Below are 22,848 nucleotides of genomic sequence, written 5' to 3'. Positions count from 1 at the left end.
GATGGACAACAGCATCCTGGAAGGCCTGCTAAACAAGCAGGAACGCGTAACCGTCGCGGATCAGATCTATCAACGCACGCGGGAGCTCTTGATGAGCGGGGCCGTGCCGCCCGGCGAAAAGGTCACGCTGCGCGGCCTGGCCGCGGCGCTGAGCACCAGCCCGATGCCGGTGCGTGAAGCAGTCAACAAACTGGTGGCCGAAGGGGCATTGGAAATGCTGCCTACCCGTGGTGTGCGCGTGCCCAAGCCCAGCCTGCCGAGATTTCGGGAAGTGGTGCGCATCCGCTGCTGCCTGGAGGGTTTCGCCGCGGCGGAAGCCGTGAAGATCATCAGCGACGAGACCGTGGCGCGCATCGAACACTACGCGCAGGAGTTCGACAAGTTGGGACATCAGCGCAAGATCGATACGCTGAAGACGATCCAGGCCAACCGCAATCTGCATTTCACCTTGTACGAAGCGGCATCGATGCCGTTGCTGGTGACGATGATCGAGAACATTTGGCTGCAGATCGCGCCGCTGTTTTCATTGAGCATGAGCAGCAAGGACCGCAAGTCGGAAAGCTGGGAGTCGTTCAGCCATCACGACAAACTGCTGCAAGCGCTGCGCCGCCGCGATGCCGATGGCGCGCGCGACGCGGTGGTGGCGGACATTTCCGATGCGGCTACCTATATCGAGAAGACGGGTAACTTAAGCCCAACCTAAAAGCGAGTGAGACATGGATATCGAGGTCGTAATGCCCGCGATTGGCGCGGGCACGACAGAGGGGAAAATCCTCCAGTGGTTGAAGCAGTCCGGCGATACGGTCAAGGTGGGCGATATTCTGGCCGAAATTGAAACGGACAAGGCGGTCATTGAACTGGAGGCCGTGGACAACGGCGTGCTGGATCGTATCCATGTCGAAGCGGGCGACACGGCAGTGCCCGTGGGCGACGTGATTGCAACCTTGATGGCGCAGCCGCGCGCTGAGGCGCAAGCGGAACGGCAAGCGGAACGACAGGTGGAACGAAACGCGGTAGAACCCACGCCTGTTGCCCAGGCCGCGGCGGCGTTATCCGCTACCGGTGGCGCAGCGGCTGCGCCCTCGCACCGCTTGTTCGCCAGCCCCTCGGCGCGGCGCCTGGCGCGCTTGATGGGCGTGGATCTGCAGGCCTTGACGGGCAGTGGCCCGAACGGGCGCATCGTGCGTGTGGATATCGAACACGCCGCGCAAGATCGCGCCGCGCCGACCGCCAAACCCGCGACGTCCTCGGATACGGCGGTCGCCACCCCTGCCCACGCCGGCAGGCTGACGCCCCACACGTCCATGCGCGCCACCATCGCGCGTCGCCTGGTGCAGTCCAAGCAGCAGATACCGCACTTCTACCTGGCTGTCGATTGCCGCATGGACAGCATGCTGGCCGCGCGCGAATCGCTGAATCGCAACGCACAGGTCGGCCCCGATCCTATCCGTTATTCCCTGAACGATCTGCTGCTGTTGGCCGTGTCGCGCGCCGTGGCGCGGGTGCCAGAGATCAACGCCCAATGGACCGACGAGGGCGTGCTGCGCTTGGAGCAGATCGACCTGAGTATTGCCGTTTCGCTGGATACGGGTTTGATCACGCCGATCTTGCGTGACGCCGGCCGCAAGGGCCTGCACGACATTGCGACGCAAGTACGGCAGTTGACCGAACAGGCGCGGGGCGGCCGCTTGCGGCCCGAGCAATACGAAGGCGGCAGCCTGACGGTGTCGAATCTGGGCATGCATGGGGTGCGGTCGTTCGCGGCGATCATCAACCCGCCGCAGGCCGCCATTCTGGCGGTGGGCGCGGTAACGCGTCAGCCCGTGGTGGACGGCGACACCCTGGCCATCGGCCACGTGATGAGCCTGACGCTGTCGGCGGACCATCGCGTGGTGGACGGCGCGGTGGGGGCGCGGTTCTTGAAGGAAGTCAGGCATTTTCTGGAGCATCCCATCGAATTGATTCTCTAGCGGGCTGAGTGGAAGCGTGGTTCCTGGCAGTGTCCACACAGCAGCGCGCAGGGTGGACCGCGAACGGCGACAGACCGATGGCGGCGGCAAGTTGAAGCACCATTACCTAAAAGTCTGGAGACAAAACAATGAGCAAGCAAAATCCCCTTTTGCGCCTCGCGTGCACCGCCGCACTGATGGTCGCCGCGCAGGGCGCCTGGGCGCAGAGTGATATCAAGATCGGATACAACAGCGACATGTCGGCCAGTGGTTCGGCCGACTTTGGTGTTTCGGCGCTGTCCGGCGCGCGGCAGGCCGCCGAAGAGATCAACGCGGCGGGCGGCGTATTGGGCAGGAAAATCGTCATCGTGCCGCGCGACGATGTAGGGTCGCCACCCAAGTCCATCCAGAACACCAATGAATTGGTGGACAACGAGAAGGTTGTCGCGATGTTGGGCGGTGTGAATTCGGGCAACATGCTGGCGTGGCTGCACATCGTGCAGCAGAAGAAGATTCCGACCATTTCGCCGTCGGCCACCGCCACCGAGATCACCAACCGCTACAGCAAGGAACCGGCCAATTACATCTTCCGCGTGTCGATGCGGGACCTGGACCAGATCACGCTGCTGGCGGCGTATGCGGCGCGCGCCACGAAGAATCAGAAGGTTGCGATCATTGCCGACACAACGGGCTATGGCCAGCAGGGCGCGAAAGACGCCGCCGCCGTGTTGAAGCTGCACGGCATCACGCCCGTGGCCAACGAGAAGTTCGGTCCGAAGGACACGGACATGAGCTCGCAATTGAACAAGATCAAGGCGACCGGGGCGGACACGCTGATTGTCTACGCGCTGGCGGATTCCAATGGCCACCTGATGCGCAGCCAGGAGAAGATCGGCTACTTCCCGACCACGTTGGGGTCTTGGTCGAACCTCAGCCCCCCGTTCCTGCGCATTGCCGGGCCCGAATTGGCCAAGAAGATGATTTTCTCGGCGTCCATCACGGAAGACTCCACGCCGCAGTCCAAGGCGCTGTACGACACCATCATGAAGAAAGAGGGCAAGCTGCCTACCTATGTGTTCGCCGCGCACGCCTATGACTCGGTGAAGATCCTGGCGGCGGCCATGACGCAGGCCAAATCCACCGACGGCGACAAGGTGCAGCACGCACTCGAGAACCTGGGCAAGGTCGATGGCGTGATCAAGACCTACGCGCCCGCGTTCACCAAGGAAAACCACGAAGCTTTGTCGTACAAGGACTTCCGACTGGTGCGCTGGGTGGACGGCAAGGTGACGTCCGTGGACGACGCCATTACGCAGGCAATCAAGCCCGAAGATCTGAAGCAATAGGCCCTTGTGGGCAGCGGTCAGGCCTGGGCCTGACCGCTGCTCAAGTGGTTGACGAAGAGCTTGGCGGCGGTGGGCAGCGAATCGAATGACCGCATGCAGATCTGGATCTTGCGTCGCGCCCACGGCTCGGACAGCGGGATGATGCGCAAGTCGAACATCACCGAGTAACGCCGCGCAATGTCCAGCGGCAGTACGCCAACGCCCAGCCCGGAATTCACCATGAAGCACAGGGCATCAAAGCCCGTGACCTGCACCTTGAGCCGGATATTGCGCTTTTCGTCGGTGGCGGCATGGGTCAGGATGCGGTTGATGGCGCTGCCCCGATGCAGTCCGATGAAGTCGTGTTCCAGCGCGTCGGCGAAGCGAAAGCCGGGCTTGTCGCGCAGCGGATGGTCGGCGGGTACGACCAGCGCCAGTGTGTCTTCCCGGTAGGGGCGGATCTCAACATCGTGGTCCGGCGGGGAGCCGGAAAAAATGCCGACGTCGGCCGCGTTTTCGGCGACCGACTTGATGATGGTGGACGTGATTTTTTCTTCCAGGTCCACCTGCACATTGGGGTAGTCGTTCAGGAACAGCTTGATGTCTTGCGGCAGGAATTGCGTAATGGCCGAGATATTGGCATAGACGCGAATGAAGCCGCGCAGGCCGCGCGAGTAGTCACGCATGTGGACGGCGATCTCATCCAGCTCGTGCAGGGCGCGGCGTGCCATGGTCGACAGGGCGATGCCCGCCGGCGTGGGACGGATGCCCTTGTTGGTGCGGATCAGAAGCCGGATTTTGAGGCTTTGTTCCAGCTCGCTGATGCGTTTGCTGATGGCCGCCGCGGCGATGTGCTCGTGTTCAGCGGCCGCCGCGATGGTGCCTTGTTCGACCACGCTGATGAAGAGCTTGAGGGAAGTGGGGTCTAAACGCATGAGGCGGGACAGGCATCGAACAGGACGGGCCATTGTAGCCACGCGCGGCTGTTGCCATCGCGTTTGGCGATGGCGGCATCGTTAATGACTGCTGTTGGGGACGCCAGGGCCAGGGCTATCCTCACGAAAAATAGCGTCGGCGTCCGATGGACGAGCGACGCAAGAATGATGGATGGAGCGAGAAGACAATGAATCTGCAGAACAGCCAACTGCTGCGGCAGCAGGCGTACATCGGCGGCGCCTGGTGCGATGCCGATAGCGGCGCCACCCTTACCGTGCGCAACCCGTTTGATGGCCGCGCGCTGGGCACGGTGCCCAACCTGGGCCAGACCGAGACCGCCCGCGCCATCGCGGCAGCCGATGCCGCGCTGCCTGCCTGGCGCGCCCTGACCGGTAAGGAGCGTGGCGCGATCCTGCGTCGCTGGCATGGCTTGATCGAAGCCCATTGCGACGACCTGGCGCTGCTGCTGACGCTTGAGCAGGGCAAGCCCCTGGCCGAGGCGCGCGGCGAACTGAACTACGCGCTGTCCTTCGTGGAGTGGTTTTCCGAGGAAGCCAAACGCATCTATGGCGACGTACTGCCTTCCACACGCGGCGACCAGCGCATGTTGGCCATCCGCCAACCCGTGGGCGTATGCGCCGCCATCATTGCCTGGAATTTTCCGTCGGCGTTGGTCACGCGCAAGGTCAGCCCGGCACTGGCTGCGGGCTGCACCGTGGTGCTCAAGCCTTCCGAGCTGACGCCCTTCACCGCGTTGGCGCTGGCCTGGCTGGGCGAGCAGGCCGGCATTCCGCCGGGGGTCTTGAATGTGGTCATCGGCGATCCGGCGCCCATCGGCACTGAGCTGACGCAGAACCCCACGGTACGCAAGCTGACATTCACCGGCTCCACCCAGACCGGCCGCCTGCTGATGCAGCAAAGCGCATCCAACATCAAGAAGCTGTCGCTGGAACTCGGGGGCAATGCGCCGTTCATCGTGTTCGAAGACGCCGACCTGGACGAAGCCGTGGCCGGGCTGATGCTGTCGAAGTTTCGCAATGCCGGACAGACCTGCGTCTGCGCCAATCGCGTCTATGTGCACACGCGCATCGCGGACGCCTTTAATGACAAGCTGCTGGCCGAGATCCGGCGCATGAAGGTGGGCGGCGGGCTGGAAGACGGCGTGACGCAAGGCCCGCTGATCGACCAGCGGGCGGTCGACAAGGTGACACGCCTGGCGGCAGACGCCATGGCACACGGCGCGTCGCTGTTGGCGGGCGGCAAGCTGCGTGCGCCAGACACTTTGTTGTACGAGCCCACGCTGCTGACGGGCATTACCGACGCCATGGAGCTGGCGCACGAAGAGATCTTTGGTCCGGTGGTGGGCATCAGCACCTTTCAGAACGAAGCCGCCGTGCTGGCGCGCGCGAATGACAGCACCTCGGGCCTTGCCGCCTATTTCTACACGAGCAACCAGGAAAGAATCTGGCGCATGATGGAAGGGCTGGAATACGGCATCGTGGGCGTGAACACGGGCGCGGTGTCCAATGAGGTCGGCCCGTTTGGCGGCGTCAAGGAATCAGGCGTGGGCCGCGAAGGCTCCAAGTACGGGATCGAAGAATTCCTCGAAATCAAATACGTCTGCCTGGCCGGCAAGGCGTTCAACGCGCCGCGCTAACCCTTTCCGGATTCCTGATATGAGCCAAGCACAGCAAGCATCCCTGCAGGATGCCGACACGTTCGACTACGTGATCGTCGGCTCCGGCGCGGCCGGTTCCATCCTGGCCAACCGTCTGTCCGCCGATGGCGCAACGGTATGCGTGCTGGAGGCGGGACCGCCGGACAACAGCCCCTTCCTGCATATTCCGGCCGGCTTCATCAAGGCGGTTTTCAACAAGAAGTACGCCTGGCAGTTTTCCAGCGAGGCCAGCACGCAGACCCATGGGCGGCGCGTGCCGATCCCGCAAGGCCGCACGCTGGGTGGCTCGACCTCCATCAACGGGCTGGTCTACAACCGCGGACAAGCCGCGGATTTCGATCATTGGGCCAGCCTGGGCAACCCGGGATGGTCGTATGCGGACGTGTTGCCCTACTTCAAGTCCATGGAACGCCGCGAGGGCGGCGACGACCGCTTCCGCGGCCGCCAGGGCGAGTTGCCCGTGACCGACATAGACTGGATCCATCCGCTTTGCGAGGCGTTCATCGCGGGTGCGGTGGAGCAGGGCCTGCCCCGCAACCCCGATTACAACGGCGCGGACCAGGCGGGCGTGGGCTACTTCCAGCGCACCATCAGCAACGGCTGGCGCATGAGCACCGCGAAGTGTTTCTTGAAGCCCGCCATGGCGCGCAAGAATCTGGACGTGCGTACCTATGCGCAAGCCACGCGCGTGCTGTTCGAGGGCACGCGGGCGGTGGGGGTGGCGTATTGCCACCCGGCGCATCCCAAGCGTGTGCGCGCCGTGCGCGCAGGCCGCGAAGTCATCGTGGCCTGCGGCGCCATCAACACGCCCAAGCTGCTGCAGCTATCCGGCTTGGGGCCGGCTGACCTGCTGCGTCAGCATGGTATTGCGGTGGTGCGCGACTTGCCCGGCGTGGGCGAGAACCTGAGCGATCACTATTCGGTGCGCATCGTGGCGCGCGTCAAGAACAGCAAGACCATGAACGAGCTGGTGAAGGGCTTTAGCCTGGCCGGCCAGATCAGCCGCTGGATGATGAAGCGGCCCAGCATCATGGCGCTGAGTCCGTCGCTGCTGCACTACTTCTGGAAGTCCACGCCCGAACTCACTGCGCCTGATCTGCAGGGCGTGTTCACCCCGGCCAGCTACAAGGAAGGCTATGTCGGCGTGCTGGATGATTTTCCGGGCATGACGACGGGCGTGTGGCAGCACCGCCCAGACAGCCGTGGGCAAGTACGCATCCGTTCGGCCGACCCCTTGCAGGACCCGCTCATCCTGGCCAACTACCTGCAAGACGAGCGTGACCAGGTCACGCTGGTGCGCGGTATCCGACTGGCGCGCCGGCTGCTGCAATCGCAAGCGCTGGCGCCATTTTCGGATGGTGAGGCGTTGCCCGGGCCGCTCTGCGAATCCGATTCCGAGTTGCTGGATTTTGCGCGCCGTTTCGGCGTGTCGTCCTATCACGTCAACGGCACGGCCCGCATGGGGCCGGCCGGCGACCCCTACGCCGTCGTGGATGCGCAGTTGCGCGTGCATGGGGTGCAGAACCTGCGTGTGATCGACTCATCGGTCATGCCTTGCATGCCGTCGGCGAACATCTGCGCCGCCACCATGATGATCGGCAACAAGGCGGCCGACCTGATCAAGAACGCCTGAATAAGCCATCGTGATCACCCGAGTGATCCCTAGGAGACAACGTGTATACCAAGCATTTCCCCAAGACCATGAAAGCGCTGCTGCTGTCGGCGGCACTGATAGGCGTCAGCGCCGCGGCGCAGGCCGATGACATCAAGATCGGCTTCAACAGCGACATGTCGGCCACTGGCTCGGCCGACTTCGGCATTTCGGCGCTGGCCGGCGCGCGCCAGGCGGCCGACGACCTGAACGCGGCGGGCGGCGTGCTGGGCAAGAAAGTCGTCATCGTCGAACGCGATGACGTGGGCGCACCGCCCAAGGCCATCCAGAATACCAATGAACTTGTCGACAACGTCAAGGTCAACGCGATGTTGGGCGGCGTGAACTCCGGCAACATGCTGGCGTGGTTGCACCTCGTGCAGCAGAAGAAGATTCCGACGATCTCGCCGGTGGCCACGGCCACCGACATCACCGGCCGCTACGCCAAGACACCGCCGAACTATGTGTTCCGCGTGTCCATGCGCGACCGCGATCAGATCGCGCTGCTGGCGGCCTATGCCGCCCGCGCCAGCAAGTCGGGCAAAGTGGCGATCATTGCCGACACCACCGGCTACGGCCAGCAGGGTGCGAAGGACGCGATCGAGATCCTCGCGTTGCACCAGATCACGCCGGTCGCCAACGAGAAATTCGGCCCGAAAGACACGGACATGAGCTCGCAGTTGAACAAGATCAAGGCGTCGGGCGCGGACACTCTGATCGTCTACGCGCTGGCGGACTCCAACGCGCACGTCATGCGTAGCCTGGAGAAGATCAACTACTTCCCGACCACATTGGCCTCCTGGGCCAACCTGAGCTCGCCGTTCCTGCGCATTGCCGGCGCGGAACTGGCGGGCAAGATGATCTTTACCGCATCGATCACCGAGGATTCGTCGGCGCAATCGAAGGCGCTGTACGACACGCTGATGAAGCGCGGCGGGCGCGTGCCGACGTACGTGATGGCCGCGCAGGCCTATGACTCGGTCAAGCTGATCGCCGCCGCCATGGAGCAGGCCAAGTCCACCGACGGGCCGGCAGTGCAAGCCGCGCTGGAGCAATTGGCGCAGGCGCCTGGCGTGATCAAGACCTATCAGCATCCGTTTTCGGCCAGCAACCACGAAGCGCTGTCGGTGAATGACTTCCGCCTGGTGCGCTGGATCGATGGCAAGGTGGTGACGGTGGACGACGAGATCACGCGCGCCATCAAACCGGAAGACCTGAAGCGGTAAGTAAGTCGATCAGCCGGACATCAAGGATCTCTCCCGCGCGACGCAGGCCTTGCGCGGGAGTCGTCAAAAGGGGGGCCTTCAGCATGCAAATACTACAAGCCATATTGAGTGGATTGGCCATGGGCAGCGTCTATGCCCTGGTCGCGTTCGGGTTCAGCATTACCTACACCACGACCAAGACGTTCAACTTCGGCCAGGGCGCCTTCCTGGCCTTGGCCAGCCTGATCGGCATCAGCGCCATCCTGCTGGTCACACAGGGCAAGCTCATCGGCTTTCCCAACCCGGAGGACGTGACCTGGGGATCGTTCCTGTTCGCGCTGCTGGCGGCCATGCTGATACTGGGCCTGCTGGGATTCGTGCTGTACATCACGGCCATCAAGCACTTCGTGGGCGAAGCCGGACTGTCGTGGGTGATGAGCACCATTGGCTTTGGCATCATCATTCAGAACCTGGCACTGCTGATCTGGGGGCCGGCGCCTATCGCGGTGGCCTCGCCGCTGGGTGACGGCATCGTCACCATTTTCGGCACCGGGGTGCGCCCTCAAGAGATCCTGGTGTTCGGTACGACGCTGGTGTTGATGATTGTGTTTGACTGGGCGTTGCACAAGACCAAGATGGGCAAGGCGGTGCGCGCGGTGGCGTTCAGCAAGTCCACCGCCAGCCTGATGGGCATCAATGCCAATGCAGTAGCTGTGGCGGTGTTCGTCATCAGCTCGGCATTGGCCGCCATTGCCGGCGTGATGATTGCGCCCATCGCTACCGCATCGGTGTTCGTGGGCACGCTGCTGTCATTGAAGGCGTTTTCGGCCGCCATTTTGGGCGGGCTTGAGAATCCGCGCGGCTGCATCTTCGGCGGCTTTTTGATTGGCTTGCTGGAATCGCTGATCGGCCTGTGGTATTCGAACCTGCGCGAAATCGCGGTGTTCGCGCTGATCATCGTCGTGCTGTATTTCCGCCCGGCGGGCATCCTCGGCCGCGTGCATGCGGAGAAGGTGTGAACATGTCAAAACTGCTTATTCCGCTTGTCATCGCGGCGCTTGCCGTGGGGTTCGCCTATTCGGGGCTGAACGATTTCTATCTGTTGATCCTGTTCAATATCGGGGTCTATTACATTGCCGCCACGGGCTTCAACATCCTGGTCGGGCAGACCGGCCAGAAGTCGCTGGGGCATGCGGGCCTGTTCGGCGTGGGCGCCTATACCGTGGCGCTGTTGACGGTGAACTATCAGGTCAACCCCTGGCTGGCGCTATTGTGCGCCGCGGGCGTATCGGCGGTGTTCGGCGTGGCCATCGCCATTCCAGCGCTGAAGGTCAAGGGCCCCAGCCTGGCCATGGTCACCATTGCGTTCGGGCTGCTGATTGAAAAGATCGTGTCGGAATGGACGGATGTGTTCAAGGGCCAGGAAGGCTTCTACGGCATCAGCGCGCTGACGTTCAACGGTGCCACGCTGGACAGCCGCCAGTGGGTGGTGGTGGTAGTGGTTCTGGGCCTGGCCTTGCATGCGATGACGTCGCTGCTGCTGCGCGGGCGCTTCGGCCGCGGCTTTGCCGCCGTGCGCACCTCCGAGATCGCGGCGGAAAGTGTGGGCATCAGCGTCTACCGTTTCAAGATTCTTGCGTTCGCGATCAGCGCCATCACCTGCGGCATCGCCGGTGGGTTGGTGGCGCAGCAGAATCAGTACATCAACTCGGATTTCGTCAACTTCAACCTGTCGGTGTTCTTCCTGGTGCTGGTGTTGTTCGGGGGACGCACGCCGGTGGGCTCTTTCCTGGGCGCGGTGGTGCTGACGGTGTTGGACGCCATGCTGGCGCGCTGGCCCGAGGTGCAGCACTTTGCCTACGGCCTGATCTTGCTGTTTGCGCTGTATGCCATGCCGGAGGGCTTGGCTGGCCTGCTGCGCCGCTTGCTGCCGCAACGCGGGCAGCACGATGCATTGGAACGCAGCGCGGCTGCCGCCGAATGGCCGCCGACGCTTGCCAGCGGGCAGTCCATGCGCAGCGCGGGCCCGGATTTCCTGGAAGTGAATGATCTGTACAAAGCATTCGGCGGCGTGATTCCGACCAACAAAGTGTCGTTTTCCCTGGCGAAAGGTTCGATCGTGTCGCTGATCGGCCCCAACGGCGCCGGCAAGACCACGACGCTGAACCTGTTGTCGGGCCTGGTCGCGCCCGACGCGGGCAGCATTCGCTTCAAGGGCAAGCAAATGGTGGGCTTGTCTCCCAACGAGATCGCGGCGTCCGGCATTGGGCGCACGTTCCAGAACTTGAAGTTGTTTGACGGGTTGTCGGCGCTTGAGAACGTCATGGTTGGCTTCTACCGGGTGCAGAAGTCCGGTTTTCTCGCGAATCTGCTGGGCCTGCCGGCCAGCCTGCTCGAGGAACGGCGCATGCGTCGTGAAGCGTACGCCATCCTGAAATTCTTTGATCTGGACCGCTACGCCGATGACATGGCCAACAGCCTGCCCTATGGCTTGCAGCGTCGCCTGGAGATTGCCCGCGCGGTGGCGGCCATGCCCGACCTGCTGTTGCTGGACGAACCCGCCGCTGGCTTGAATCCGGCCGAAACGGAGCAGCTGACCGACCTCATCGTGAAGCTCAAGAACATGGGCCTGACCATCCTGCTGATCGAGCATCACATGGATCTGGTCATGGCGATTTCGGACCATATCGTTGTGCTGGACTACGGCGTGAAGATCGCCTCCGGCCTGCCGACCCACATCCAGGAGAATCCGAAAGTGATCGAAGCCTACCTGGGCGCGCCCGCATAGGAGACCATCATGAGCCGATTACTGGATATCAAGAACCTGGCGGTCAGCTACGGCGCCGTCAATGCGTTGAAGCAAGTGTCACTGCATGTGGACACGAACGAAATCGTGACCATCATCGGTGGCAACGGCGCGGGCAAGAGCACGATGATGCGCGCGCTGTCCGGCATTGAGAAATCAACGGGGTCCATCGCGTTCGCTGGGCAGGACCTGGGCGGCGTCAGCGCGCACAAGCGCGTGGGGCTGGGTATTGCCCACGTGCCGGAAGGACGACAGGTGTTCCCTGACCAGACGGTGTTCGACAACCTGATGCTGGGCGCCTTTCTGCGCCGTGAATCACCGGCCGACCTGGAGGCCGAAATTGAAGGTTGCTTTGCGATGTTTCCGCGCCTGAAAGAGCGACGGGATCAGTATGCGGGCACCTTGTCGGGCGGCGAGCAGCAGATGCTGGCCATTTGCCGCGCGCTGATGAGCAAGCCGCGCATTCTGATGCTGGATGAACCGTCGTTGGGGCTGGCGCCGCTGATCGTGTCCGAGATCTTCAAGATCATCAAGTCGCTGAAGGAACGCGGCATGACGATCTTGCTGGTCGAGCAGATGGCGAACCAGGCGCTATCCATTTCGGACCGCGCGTATGTGCTGGAAGTGGGGTCTATCGTGATGGAAGGCACCGGCCAGGAGTTGTTGGCGAGCGAGCGTGTGCGCGAAGCCTATTTGGGTAAACACAAGAACTGACGAGGCAATCATGTCATCCAAACCTTTGAGCGGGATCCGCGTACTGGAGTTGGGCCAGTTGATCGCCGGGCCGTTCGCCGCCAAGATGCTGGGCGAGTTCGGTGCCGAGGTGATCAAGATCGAGCCACCCGGCAAGGGCGACCCCTTACGCAACTGGCGCCTGATCCACGACGGCACGTCGGTCTGGTGGCAGGTGCAGTCGCGCAACAAGAAGTCGGTCAGCCTGGACTTGCGCCAGCCCGAGGCACAGGACCTGATCCGCGCACTGGTCAAGGATATCGATGTTGTGGTCGAGAATTTCAAGCCGGGCACGATGGAGAACTGGGGGCTGGGCTGGGAAGATTTGCGCGCGATCAATCCGCGCCTGGTGATGCTGCGCGTGTCGGGCTACGGCCAGACGGGGCCGTACCGTGACCTGCCCGGCTTTGGCGCCATTGGCGAGGCCATGGGGGGCCTGCGCCATCTGAGCGGCGAGCCGGACCGCACGCCGGTGCGCGTGGGCATTTCCATTGGCGATTCGCTGTCCGCGTTGCACGGTGTCATCGGTATCCTGCTGGCCTTGCGGGCGCGTGATCAGAATGGCCAGGGTCAGATGATCGACGTGGCGCTGTACGAGTCCGTCTTCAACATGATGGAAAGCCTGCTGCCGGAATATGCGGTGTTTGGTGAAGTCCGCCAAGCGGCCGGCAGCAGCCTGCCAGGCATCGCGCCCAGCAACGCCTACCGTTGCCAGGACAACAAGTACGTGCTGATCGCGGGCAATGGCGACAGCATCTTCAAGCGCCTGATGGGCGTGATCGGCCGCGCCGACCTGGCGGCCTCGCCCGACCTGGCAAATAACGCGGGCCGCGTGAGGCATGTGGTGATGCTGGACGAGGCCATTTCGCAATGGACCGGGCAGCATCCGCTGGACGTCGTGCTGGAACGCCTGAACGAAGGACAGGTTCCCGCCGGCAAGATATACGACGTAGCCGATATCGCAACCGACCCGCATTACCTGGCGCGCGGCATGATCCTGGACGACGTGCTGTCTGACGGCACGCCGATCAAGCTGCCGGGCATTGTGCCCAAGCTGTCTGAAACGCCAGGTGAGGTGCGCGGCGCCGCGCCAGCGCTCGGACAGGATACGGACGCCGTGTTGGCCGGGCTGGGGGTGGACGACGCCAAGCGGGCCGACTGGCGCAAGCGCGGCATCATTTGAAAGGAACCGACATGAACGAACCGGACGCAAGCCGCAAGAAGCTGTACATCCAGGAAGTTGCGCCCCGTGACGGCTTCCAGAACGAAAAGCAGTTCATTGAAACGCAGGACAAGATCGACTTTATCAACGCGCTGTCGCAAAGCGGCTTTGCCAAGATCGAGGCCACCTCGTTCACGTCTCCCAAGGCAATTCCGGCGCTGCGCGATGCCGAAGCGGTGATGCACCAGATCGTGCGCAATCCGGACGTGGTCTACACGGTGCTGGTGCCCAACGTACGCGGGGCGCAACGGGCGCTGGAGTGCAACGTGGACGAGATCAACCTGGTGATGTCGGTCAGCGAAACGCACAACCGGGCCAATCTGCGCATGTCGCGCGAACAGTCGTTCGAGCAATTGAGCGATGTGGTGAATGCGGTGCGTGGCAGTCAGGTTGAGGTCAATGTGTCGCTGTCCACAGTGTTCGGTTGCCCGATGGAAGGCGACATCAGCGCCTTCGACGTGCTGGAACTTGTGGGCCGCTTTGCCGCCTTGGGCGTGGACGGCGTGACCCTGTGCGACACAACTGGGATGGCGTACCCCACGCAGGTAGGCAAGATCAGCCGCGATGTCCGCAGGCTGTTTCCCGATCTGACCACAACCCTGCATTTTCACAACACGCGCGGCATGGCGTTGGCCAATACCGTGGCGGCGCTGGAGGCGGGGATCGACCGCTTCGACGCATCGCTGGGCGGGCTTGGGGGCTGCCCCTACGCGCCTGGCGCCAGCGGCAATGTCTGCACGGAAGAACTGGTGCACATGCTGGCATTGATGGGCTACGACACCGGCGTGGACCTGACACGCATCCTGGGTATCGCGGCGACCTTGCCCGCGCTGGTTGGGCACGACATCCCCAGCCAGATTCTGAAGGCGGGACCGCGGCTTACCCTGCATCCGGCGCCGGACGCCGCCGGATAGCGCGCGTGGCGTGGGCGTGTGCTAAGTTGCCGGGAATCCCGCCCGGACCGGAGCCCCGCCATGCTGAAATTCGCCGCCAATCTGTCGATGATGTATCAGGAACACGCCTTCCTGGACCGCTATGCCGCCGCAGCGTCGGACGGCTTCATGGGGGTGGAATGCATGTTTCCCTACGCGGAACCCGCTGCCTTCGTGCGCGAGCGCATGGATGCGGTGGGGGTGTCGCAAGTGCTGTTCAATGCGCCACCGGGCGTGACCAGCCGTGGCGAGCGCGGGCTGGCGGCGCTGCCCGGGCGGCAGGCGGAATTTCAGGCAGGCGTCGAACAGGCGCTGGCCTACGCTACCACGCTGTCTTGTTCCAACGTGCACGTCATGGCGGGCCTGGCGCCGGACGGCGTGCCGCGCGAGGCGCTGCTGGATTGCTACCGCGAAAACCTGGACTGGGCCGCTCGCCAGGCAAGGTCGGCCGGCGTGACCTTGCTGATCGAACCCATCAATACCCGCGACATTCCGGGCTATATCCTGAACCGCCAGGACGAGGCGCACGCGATCGTGCAGGCCGTCAATGCATCGAACCTGAAAGTGCAGATGGATCTTTACCACTGCCAGATCGTGGAAGGCGACGTCACCACCAAACTGCGTGAATATCTGCCAACCGGCAGGGTGGGGCATTTGCAGATCGCGGGGGTGCCGCTGCGCCAGGAGCCCGATCGGGGTGAGCTCGATTACGGATGGGTGTTCAGCGTACTGCGCGAATTGCACTACACCGGCTGGATCGGTTGCGAATACCGTCCGGCAAGCGATACGTCGATGGGTCTGCGATGGCTCAATGCCGCGCGTTCGTGATCGGCGTAATCGGTAGGCGGCCTGCCTGCCTTGCGCTTCTGCTGTTCTCGTCTCCATACCTTCCGCTGCCCGCGTCCCGGTGACCGTTTACGGTAAATTCCCGGGCTTGCGTACGCATCAATAATCATTAATATGTTAATAAAAATTTATTCGATCGTGGTTCGAGGAGACCAGGACATGACTAGCAGCTTCCTGCCGCGCGTGGTGTTGAAGGCGGCGTTGTTGAAGGCGACGTTTTTCAACGTGGCATTGAGGGGCGCCGCCGCGCTTTGCGCCATGGCGTTCACCGTGTTGCCCGACACCGCATCGGCGGCGGAATTCCCCGATCATCCCATCCGCTGGCTCGTGCCGTTCAGTGCTGGCGGCGGCAGCGATATCGCCACCCGCATCGTGGCCAAGCACGTGGGCGACGCGCTGGGCCAACCGGTCGTCGTTGAAAACCGACCGGGCGCCGCCACCATCGTCGCGGCGCAAGAAACCGCCCGCGCCGCGCCCGACGGCTACACCTTGATGACGGCGGGCATGAGCACCTTGGCGTTGAACCCCTCGCTATACAAGAACCTGCCTTACGATCCGGGCCGCAACCTGACGCCGGTGTCCACCTTGGTGGCCTTGCCCATCGTGTTGGTGACCTCGCCGGGTTCCGATCTGACCGACATGCCGGCCGTCTTGCGTTATTTGCGTAGCGAGCAGCCGGGCAGTTATGCGTCTTTAGGCGTGGGCAGCCCGCACCATCTGGCGATGGAACTGTTCCTGGAATCAATCGGCGGCCGCGCCACCGCCATTCCGTACAAGGGCACGCCGCCCGCGTTGCAAGACGTGGCGTCCGGCGTGGTGCCCTTGATGATGGCTGACCTGGCCGCCGCCCGGCCGCTGATTCAGGCGGGCAAGCTGCGCGCCATTGCCGTGCCGGCCGCGCAGCGTTCGGCGCAATTGCCCGACGTGCCAACGTTTGCCGAAGCGGGCGCGAACCCATTCGAGGCCGCGGCATGGCAAGGCGTGGTGGCGCCGTCTGGCACGCCCGCGCCCATCGTCGATAAGCTCAGCCGCGCCATCGTGGCGGCATTGCAATCACCCGACGTGGTCAAGCAACTGCGGTTGCAGGGCATGGAACCCACGGGCAGCACGCCGGCGCAATTCGCCGAGTATGCAAGCGAAGAGCGCGAGCGCTGGGGCGCGGTGATCCGCCACAAGGGTATTTCGGTGGAATAAGCGCCGGTTGCGCGCCCCTTTGATCTTGCCGGTGCGCGCTTGGCCTTGCACGGGTGCGTGCCTGATCGTGCCGAGTGGGCGCGCCCCTAGTCGTGCACCGGCGCCTGACGCTTCTTGCCACGCTGCGCCGTGGCCGCGCAACCCGCCGATGCAATGATGATGCCGCCGATGGCCAGCCATTGCGTCTGGGTCAGATGTTCATTCAGCACGATCACGCCGGCCAGCGCGCCCATGGCGGGTTCCATGCTGAGCAGCACGCCAAACGTCTTCTGCGGCAAGCGCCGCAGCGCGACCATTTCCAGCGAATAGGGCAAGGCGCTGGACAGAATGCCCACCCCGATCCCGGCCAGGATCAACGACGGGTCCAGCAAGGCCATGCCCGCATGCGCCGCGCCCACGGGCAGCGCCACCATCGTGGCCGCCAGCAAGCCTAACGACGTCGCCTGGCCACCATGCACGTTGCCGGCCAATTTGCCGAAGATGATGTACAGCGCCCAGCACACGGCGGCGGCCAGCGCGTAGGCGATGCCGGTCGGGTCCAGGTCGTGGAGGGATTGGCCGGTGGGGATCAGCAGCACCAGGCCGCCCAGCGCGCAGGCGATCCACACAAAATCGATGGCGCGCCGCGACAGCACCACCGCCAGCGTCAGCGGCCCGGTGAATTCAATGGCAATCGCCACGCCCAGCGGCAGCGTGCGCAACGCCATGTAAAACAGCAGGTTCATGCACGCCAGCGTCACACCGTACAGCGCGATCTTGGCGGCGTTCTGGCGGGTCAGCGGAAAACGCCACGGACGCCAGAACGCCATTAGGATGATGGCGCCGATGACGATGCGATAGGCCGTCGTGCCCTGCGCGCCCACTTCCGGAAACAGGGATTTGGCGAACGAGGTGCCGATGCACAGCGAGGCCATGGCGCCGATCAGCGACAGCGTGGGAAGCAGGGTGGAGGCGGGGGCGTTGTGCCCGGCGTTAATGGTGGCGGCGGTCATGGGGACGGGGTAAGGCGCGATGCTGCGGAATGCAAAAAAACCGGGAGAGCGGTGAAGGGTTCCCAGTGTAAGCAAGCGGCCTGATTATTTCCTGCGTCCGGCAGGGACAAAATGAAGTTTCCCGTCGTATTGGGGCCAGAGTCTGTCGCGGCCGGGCTTAGAATCTGCGTAGGCCACCGTTTGCCCGGTCTTTGCCGGTTTTCATCGCGAGCTTTATTCGCTTCAGCCCGACTCCCCAGCGTTTCCAAGCCCCCATGGAACTAGACGATTTCGACCTTCAAATCCTGCAAAGCCTGCAGGAAGACAATCAGCGCACCAGCCAGGACCTCGCCCAGCGGGTGAACCTGTCACCCGTGTCGTGCCTGCGCCGCATGAAGCGGCTGCGCGAAGCCGGGGTGGTGACGGCCGACGTGTCCGTGGTGGACCCGGCGGCGGTGGGGCGCGGCATCATGATGGTGGTGCTGGTGTCGCTGGAGAGCGAGCGCGCCGACAAGCTGGACGTGTTCAAGCGCGCCATGCAGGGCGCGCCCGAGGTCATGCAGTGCCTTTCCGTCACGGGTGAGGTCGACTTCGTGCTGACGCTGACCATGGTCGACATGGCCGACTACGACACCTTTGCCCAACGCCACTTTTGGGGCAACCCGAACGTCAAGCGCTTCTCCACCCTGGTGGTGATGAACCCGGTGAAGAACACGCTGACGGTGCCGCTGACTACATCGGTTTGAGGCCCGTCTAAGGCGCCAGCTCCGCCAGCCGCAAGGCGTCCCGCGAATCACCGCGATAGGCACGTAGGATGGGTGCAGCGCGCGCCGCCGCCCGCAAATAACGCAACGCATATCGCGCGAAACCCATCAAGCAGCGGTGAATAGTCGGCAGATCCAGCCACAACGCAACTGCCGCGTGATGGGTTTCGCGCGATGGGCAGCGGGGTTCTTGCCTTCAATCTGGCGCGCTCCACCCATCCTACATAGTCGCGATCGGCGTCATCGGTGGGGCGGTCAGCATGAAATGATGCCGGCCTAGCGCGCCTGCGTGTCGGGCGCCAAGGGGGCGTTGGACGCGGGCGCTTGGGGCTTGCGCGCACCGCTCAATACGGCGTCCAACGCCGCGCCCGCTTCTTCCGACACGCTGCGTAAATGCAGGTCGCGTTGCGGAAACGCGATCTCGATGTCTGCCTGCCGCAGCGCGTCGACCATGCGCGTCATCAGGTCGCTGCGGATGTTGATCCAGCGGTCGAAGTCGTAGGTCCAGGCGCGGACGCTGAAATCCAGCGTGCTGGCGCCAAAGCCCATGAACAAGACGGTGGGCGCCGGTTCGACGACGACGCCGGGCGTGTCGCGGGCCACGGCGTCCAGCACCTCGATCGCCCGCCTGGGCTCGGTGCCGTAGGCCAGGCCGATACTGACTTCGATGCGGCGGCTGCGGTCCAGCAGGGTCCAGTTGGTGAGCTTGTCGGATAGCAGCGTGCCGTTGGGCACGATCACATCGGCGCCTTCGAAGGTCTTGATGCGGGTGGCTCGCATGCCGATGTCGCGCACCTGTCCGGACGTGCCGCTGATATCCACCACGTCGCCCGGCTGTATCGGCCGTTCAAACATCAGGATCAGGCCCGACACGAAGTTGTTCACCACCCCTTGCAGGCCAAAGCCGATGCCCACGCCCAGCGCGCCGAACACGATGGTCAACTGGCTGGTCTGAAAGCCCGCCGCCGACAGCGCGATGCCCAGGCCCAGCAGCAGCACCAGGTAGTACGACAGCGACGCGATGCTGTTGCCCACGCCGCGCGGCAACGCCATGCGGGTCAGCACTTCGTCGCGCAGGATCAGGCGGATGGTGCGCGCGGCCCAGAACGCAATCACCACCGAAATCAGGAAGAGCAGCACGTTGCCCAGGCTGATGGACACTTCGCCCACGGTCAGGGTGTAGGACAGCACCTGCGCGGTGAACGCATAGGTGGCGCGCAGGATGCGGAAGCGGTCCATGGCATAGACTGCCCAGCCCACGACGGCGGCAACAGTCAGCAGGCGGATCAGCAACTGCACCAGCGGCGGCGCATGTTCGCGCGCCAGTCGGAAGCGCGCAATGCCTTGGCGCGCCAACATCACCTGCACCAGGGTGATGATGACGGTGACGCCGGCGTAGAGCACCAGCCCAAAGTAGCCGCAACCGATGACGGCGCTGGTCAGCATTTCGGCCAGCGAGACATTGCCGACCAGGTTGGCCGCCAGCGAGACGCATAGCAACGCCACCGCAACCCAGGCGATGCCGCGCAGCATGCCCGCCAGGCGGGTGGGGGCGGGGGACGACTTGGGGCGCCGACCACGGCGCAGCAGCCACAGGATGGCGGACAGCGCCACCCCGGTCAGCGCCACGGTGGACAGGCGGTAGAACAATGTGTTGGCCAGGAACAGGAAGCCCAGCCGCTCCGCCAGGAACAGGGCGGTGATGGCATAAGGCCATAGATCCAGTTGGCGGCGCGCGGAGGGCGGCAGCAGACGCAGCACCGGCACTGCCGCCAGCACCAGCGCCACTTGCTGCACCATCAGCGGCGCGTCGGGCTCCAGCGCCAGCACGGCCACCATCGACAGCAGCAGCCAGGTGGACAAGGGGCGGCCCAGCACGCCCGCGGCGGTTTCGCTCATGACGCCCGCGCGGATGGCATCGCGGCTCTTCCTGGCCAGCCACAGCAGAAACACCAGCAGCACGATCTGAATCCCATGCAGTACGCGCTGGTTGCCGCTGCCGGTGCCGCTGTAGTCGCGCGCGAAGCGGGCTTCGATGTCGATGCCGGTGCGCAGCAAGGCCATGGTGTCTTCGCTGGTGTCTTGCGTCTTGGCCAGATCCCAAAGCGGCGGGGAATCCACGCGCATCAGGCGCGCGTCGATGTCATTGATGGCTTCGGCCACGGCGCGCTGGCCCGCCTTGATGCGTTCTTCGATGGCGTTGGCGCGCTGTTCAAGTTCGGTTTGGCGGGACAGCGGGCTGGACAGCGCCTGCGCGGCCGCGGTCAATTGCGCTAGAACGGCATCCACGCGGTCGGCCAGCGCGGGGGGCAGGTTGGCGGCCGAGGCCGAGCTCTTGATGGCCTGCCAGGCGTCGCGCCGCCTGAGCAGTTCAGCCGCGTCGCTGGCGTACCAGGCGGTGGCCTGGCGCAGATCCGCCTGCCAGCGCGCCAGCCGGTGCGCGTCAAAGACCCAATGCCGTTCCAGGCTCTCGACCCGCATGATGGGCAGTGTGCGCAATTGGGCTGGCTGGAATTCGTAGAGTTTTTCGTCGGCGGACTTGGAGATCGCTTCCAGCAGCGGGCCAAACTTTGCGTCGGGATCGGTGGTGGCGACGCGCTGCAACACGGCTTCGGCGTAGCGGGTGTCGCTGTCGGCGCGCAGCGGAATGTCGCCCATTTGAATGGCGGCGGGTGCCGCGGGTGTGGTGGGCGTGGCGGCGGGCGGGTCGGCCAGCGCAAGGCGTGCCTGGGTCAGGCCCAGCAAGCCAAGGATCAATCCGAACAGGCAGGTAAAAAGTCGTGCTCGGACGCGCATGGGGCGGCTCCGTGGGGTGCTGCGAAGCGGGGGCTAAGCCACTCTAGCGCATCACTAGTCCGCCGTCCACGAACAGCACCTGCCCGGTCATGAAGCCGCTCCAGTCGGACGCCAGGAACAGCACCGGGCCGGCTACATCCTCGGGCCGGGCGATGCGGCGTAGCGGCGTCGCGGCTATCAAGGCGTCGCGGAACGACTCCTGGGTACCGCCGCTGGCCTCGGTCGGGTAGACGAGGCCGGGCGCCACGCAATTCACCCGTATGCCGTAGGGGCCCAATTCAGCCGCCAGGTTGCGGCTGAAGGCCACCAGCGCTGCCCGGGCGGTGGTGTAGTCGTGATACGGCACGACGGGGTGCTCGACCAGGTTGCTGGCAATGTTGACGATGCAGCCCTGGGCGCGCAGCTTGAAGTGCGGCAGCGCGGCGTGGCAGACGTTGAACGCGGCGCCCACCGAACCATCGAACTGCGACTGGTAGTGCTGCCACGACAGCGCGTCGAACGCGGTCCGCTGGCGGGGGTCGAAAGCGTATGGCCGCAAGGCGTTGTTGACCACCACGTCCAGCCGACCGGCGTCTTGCACAATGCCGTCCACCATGGCGCGCACCGCGTCCGGCAAGCTCACGTCGGCCTGCACGGCCCAGGCGTCGCCGCCCGCCGCCTGGCATTGCGCCACCACGGACTCGGCGGCGGCGCTATTGCTCAAATAATTGACGACCACCGTCGCGCCTTCGCGCGCGAAACCACGTGCGATCTCGGCGCCGATGCCTCGGCTGGCGCCTGTCACCAACACGACCTTGCCTGCGAATTTCTTTGGGGTGTTCACGTCAGTCTCCCGGCAGCAGGCCGGTGTCGACCACGGTTGCGATGTCGATGGGCTTTTCGATCAGGCCCAAGGCGCGGTAGGCGTCGGCTGCCTTTTGCAGCGAGTCCAGGTCGAACGCGCCCAGCGGCCGGCCGGCGGCGGTCGAGGCCGCATTGCGCAGCCGGATCACGTCCAGGCTGATTGCGCGGTCGGTGCCGTCGATGGCGCGCTTGCCGGCCAGCGTGGCGGCTTCTTCCGGCTGAGCGATCATCCAGGCCGCGCTGTCGCGATACGCCTTCAGAAAGGCGCGCAGCAGCGGCTGCTTTTGTTGGTAGACCGCTTCGCGCACCACGAACAGGTCGCTGGACACGTTGAGCGTGTCGCGCACTTCCATGACGTTGACCTCGCCCAGGCCGCGCCGCCGCCCAACCAGCAGGCCCGTGTCGGTGGCGGCGGTGGCATCCACCTGGCCTTGCAGCAGCGGCGCGAAGTTCAGCACGCCGGTCACCACGATTTCGACATCGGCTTCGGTCAGGCCAGCCTGGTGCAGCATCACCAGCAGATTCTGGCGGGTGCCACTGGCCAGGCTGTAGACGCCGATGCGCTTGCCCTTCAGGTCGGCGGGCCGCGTGATGTTGGCCGACTTCAACGACACCACGTTGAACACGTTCTGCGGATAGATGTCGTAGATGGCGCGCAGCTTCTCGCCCTTGTCCAAGGCCATGAAGAACGAACCGGGGTCGGTGAAGGCCACGTCGGCCTGACCGCTGAGGATGTTGCGGATCGCGTCGCCGCCGCCCGCGCCGGGCAGGTAAACCAGTTCCACACCCTGCGCCTTGAAGAAGCCTTTGTCGGGTTCGGCCAGCAGGTTGGTGATTTCGCTGATGGGCTTGCTCCAGCCAGCCAGGGTGACCTTGCCGGATACGGCAGCCTGGGCGCTTTGGGCGCGCGCGGCCAGTGGCGCCAGTGACACGGCGGCAAGGCTTGCGGCGGCGGTCAGCAGGGCGCGGCGGGTGGGGTGCGGAGGCATGGAAGGGGT

Annotated in this window: 19 protein-coding genes; 14 read left to right on the top strand and 5 right to left on the bottom strand. The window is 64.2% G+C overall.

Annotation, left to right across the window (positions count from 1 at the left end; genetic code table 11):
• Position 1 precedes the first annotated feature (1 nt).
• From P8T11_RS17355 to P8T11_RS17345, 3 genes are all read left to right on the top strand, one after another.
• Positions 2-703 carry a GntR family transcriptional regulator gene (locus P8T11_RS17355; RefSeq protein ID WP_268080807.1) on the top strand — a complete coding sequence of 234 codons (702 nt, stop codon included), beginning with the start codon at positions 2-4 and terminating at the stop codon, positions 701-703.
• A 13-nt stretch (positions 704-716) separates the two neighbouring features.
• Positions 717-1,970 carry a dihydrolipoamide acetyltransferase family protein gene (locus P8T11_RS17350; protein WP_268080808.1) on the top strand — a complete coding sequence of 418 codons (1,254 nt, stop codon included), beginning with the start codon at positions 717-719 and terminating at the stop codon, positions 1,968-1,970.
• A 128-nt stretch (positions 1,971-2,098) separates the two neighbouring features.
• Positions 2,099-3,295: an ABC transporter substrate-binding protein gene (locus P8T11_RS17345; protein WP_268080809.1), complete on the top strand. Its 1,197-nt coding sequence runs from the start codon at positions 2,099-2,101 to the stop codon at positions 3,293-3,295.
• Positions 3,296-3,312: 17 nt separating this feature from the next.
• Here the strand turns inward: P8T11_RS17345 and P8T11_RS17340 are convergent, their stop codons facing one another.
• Complete coding sequence (locus P8T11_RS17340; RefSeq protein ID WP_100854130.1) at positions 3,313-4,209, bottom strand: LysR substrate-binding domain-containing protein; 897 nt, start codon at positions 4,207-4,209, stop codon at positions 3,313-3,315.
• Between the two features lie 188 nt (positions 4,210-4,397).
• Between P8T11_RS17340 and P8T11_RS17335 the strand changes: the two genes are divergently transcribed.
• The 10 genes from P8T11_RS17335 (at position 4,398) to P8T11_RS17290 (ending at position 16,476) form a co-directional block, all read left to right on the top strand.
• Positions 4,398-5,867: an NAD-dependent succinate-semialdehyde dehydrogenase gene (locus P8T11_RS17335; protein ID WP_268080810.1), complete on the top strand. Its 1,470-nt coding sequence runs from the start codon at positions 4,398-4,400 to the stop codon at positions 5,865-5,867.
• Between the two features lie 19 nt (positions 5,868-5,886).
• Positions 5,887-7,521 carry a GMC family oxidoreductase gene (locus tag P8T11_RS17330; RefSeq protein WP_268080811.1) on the top strand — a complete coding sequence of 545 codons (1,635 nt, stop codon included), beginning with the start codon at positions 5,887-5,889 and terminating at the stop codon, positions 7,519-7,521.
• Positions 7,522-7,562: 41 nt separating this feature from the next.
• Positions 7,563-8,765: an ABC transporter substrate-binding protein gene (locus P8T11_RS17325; RefSeq protein ID WP_268080812.1), complete on the top strand. Its 1,203-nt coding sequence runs from the start codon at positions 7,563-7,565 to the stop codon at positions 8,763-8,765.
• A gap of 83 nt (positions 8,766-8,848) precedes the next feature.
• Positions 8,849-9,763 (top strand): branched-chain amino acid ABC transporter permease, encoded by a 915-nt coding sequence (locus tag P8T11_RS17320; RefSeq protein WP_268080813.1) that lies wholly within the window; start codon positions 8,849-8,851, stop codon positions 9,761-9,763.
• On the top strand, positions 9,760-11,532 hold the full coding sequence (locus tag P8T11_RS17315; RefSeq protein WP_268080814.1) for a branched-chain amino acid ABC transporter ATP-binding protein/permease: 1,773 nt from the start codon (positions 9,760-9,762) through the stop codon (positions 11,530-11,532). Before P8T11_RS17320 ends, P8T11_RS17315 begins: the two co-directional genes overlap by 4 nt.
• A gap of 9 nt (positions 11,533-11,541) precedes the next feature.
• Complete coding sequence (locus P8T11_RS17310) at positions 11,542-12,264, top strand: ABC transporter ATP-binding protein (RefSeq protein ID WP_268080815.1); 723 nt, start codon at positions 11,542-11,544, stop codon at positions 12,262-12,264.
• 10 nt (positions 12,265-12,274) lie between these two features.
• Positions 12,275-13,465 carry a CaiB/BaiF CoA transferase family protein gene (locus P8T11_RS17305; RefSeq protein WP_268080816.1) on the top strand — a complete coding sequence of 397 codons (1,191 nt, stop codon included), beginning with the start codon at positions 12,275-12,277 and terminating at the stop codon, positions 13,463-13,465.
• An 11-nt stretch (positions 13,466-13,476) separates the two neighbouring features.
• Positions 13,477-14,418: a hydroxymethylglutaryl-CoA lyase gene (locus P8T11_RS17300; protein ID WP_268080817.1), complete on the top strand. Its 942-nt coding sequence runs from the start codon at positions 13,477-13,479 to the stop codon at positions 14,416-14,418.
• Between the two features lie 60 nt (positions 14,419-14,478).
• On the top strand, positions 14,479-15,264 hold the full coding sequence (otnI, locus tag P8T11_RS17295) for a 2-oxo-tetronate isomerase (RefSeq protein ID WP_268080818.1): 786 nt from the start codon (positions 14,479-14,481) through the stop codon (positions 15,262-15,264).
• A gap of 177 nt (positions 15,265-15,441) precedes the next feature.
• Complete coding sequence (locus tag P8T11_RS17290; RefSeq protein ID WP_268080819.1) at positions 15,442-16,476, top strand: Bug family tripartite tricarboxylate transporter substrate binding protein; 1,035 nt, start codon at positions 15,442-15,444, stop codon at positions 16,474-16,476.
• Positions 16,477-16,562: 86 nt separating this feature from the next.
• Here the strand turns inward: P8T11_RS17290 and P8T11_RS17285 are convergent, their stop codons facing one another.
• Positions 16,563-17,468, bottom strand: a complete 906-nt coding sequence (locus P8T11_RS17285) for an EamA family transporter (protein WP_268080820.1) — start codon at positions 17,466-17,468, stop codon at positions 16,563-16,565.
• A gap of 254 nt (positions 17,469-17,722) precedes the next feature.
• On the opposite strand from P8T11_RS17285, the gene P8T11_RS17280 reads away from it, so the two are divergent.
• Positions 17,723-18,193 carry an Lrp/AsnC family transcriptional regulator gene (locus tag P8T11_RS17280; RefSeq protein ID WP_268080821.1) on the top strand — a complete coding sequence of 157 codons (471 nt, stop codon included), beginning with the start codon at positions 17,723-17,725 and terminating at the stop codon, positions 18,191-18,193.
• A gap of 294 nt (positions 18,194-18,487) precedes the next feature.
• Here the strand turns inward: P8T11_RS17280 and P8T11_RS17275 are convergent, their stop codons facing one another.
• From P8T11_RS17275 to P8T11_RS17265, 3 genes are read right to left on the bottom strand one after another with little or no spacing between them, the layout of a single operon-like run.
• Positions 18,488-21,007, bottom strand: coding sequence for a mechanosensitive ion channel family protein (locus tag P8T11_RS17275; RefSeq protein ID WP_268080822.1), 2,520 nt, complete (start codon positions 21,005-21,007; stop codon positions 18,488-18,490).
• 43 nt (positions 21,008-21,050) lie between these two features.
• Positions 21,051-21,830, bottom strand: coding sequence for an SDR family oxidoreductase (locus P8T11_RS17270; protein ID WP_268080823.1), 780 nt, complete (start codon positions 21,828-21,830; stop codon positions 21,051-21,053).
• A gap of 1 nt (position 21,831) precedes the next feature.
• Complete coding sequence (locus tag P8T11_RS17265; protein ID WP_268080824.1) at positions 21,832-22,839, bottom strand: ABC transporter substrate-binding protein; 1,008 nt, start codon at positions 22,837-22,839, stop codon at positions 21,832-21,834.
• Positions 22,840-22,848: the final 9 nt, after the last annotated feature.

Source organism: Achromobacter spanius, assembly GCF_029637605.1.
In the GTDB taxonomy this organism is placed as follows: domain Bacteria; phylum Pseudomonadota; class Gammaproteobacteria; order Burkholderiales; family Burkholderiaceae_B; genus Achromobacter; species Achromobacter spanius_E.
Note: the sequence above shows the minus strand (reverse complement) of the source record. Positions and strands in the feature narration are given on the sequence as shown.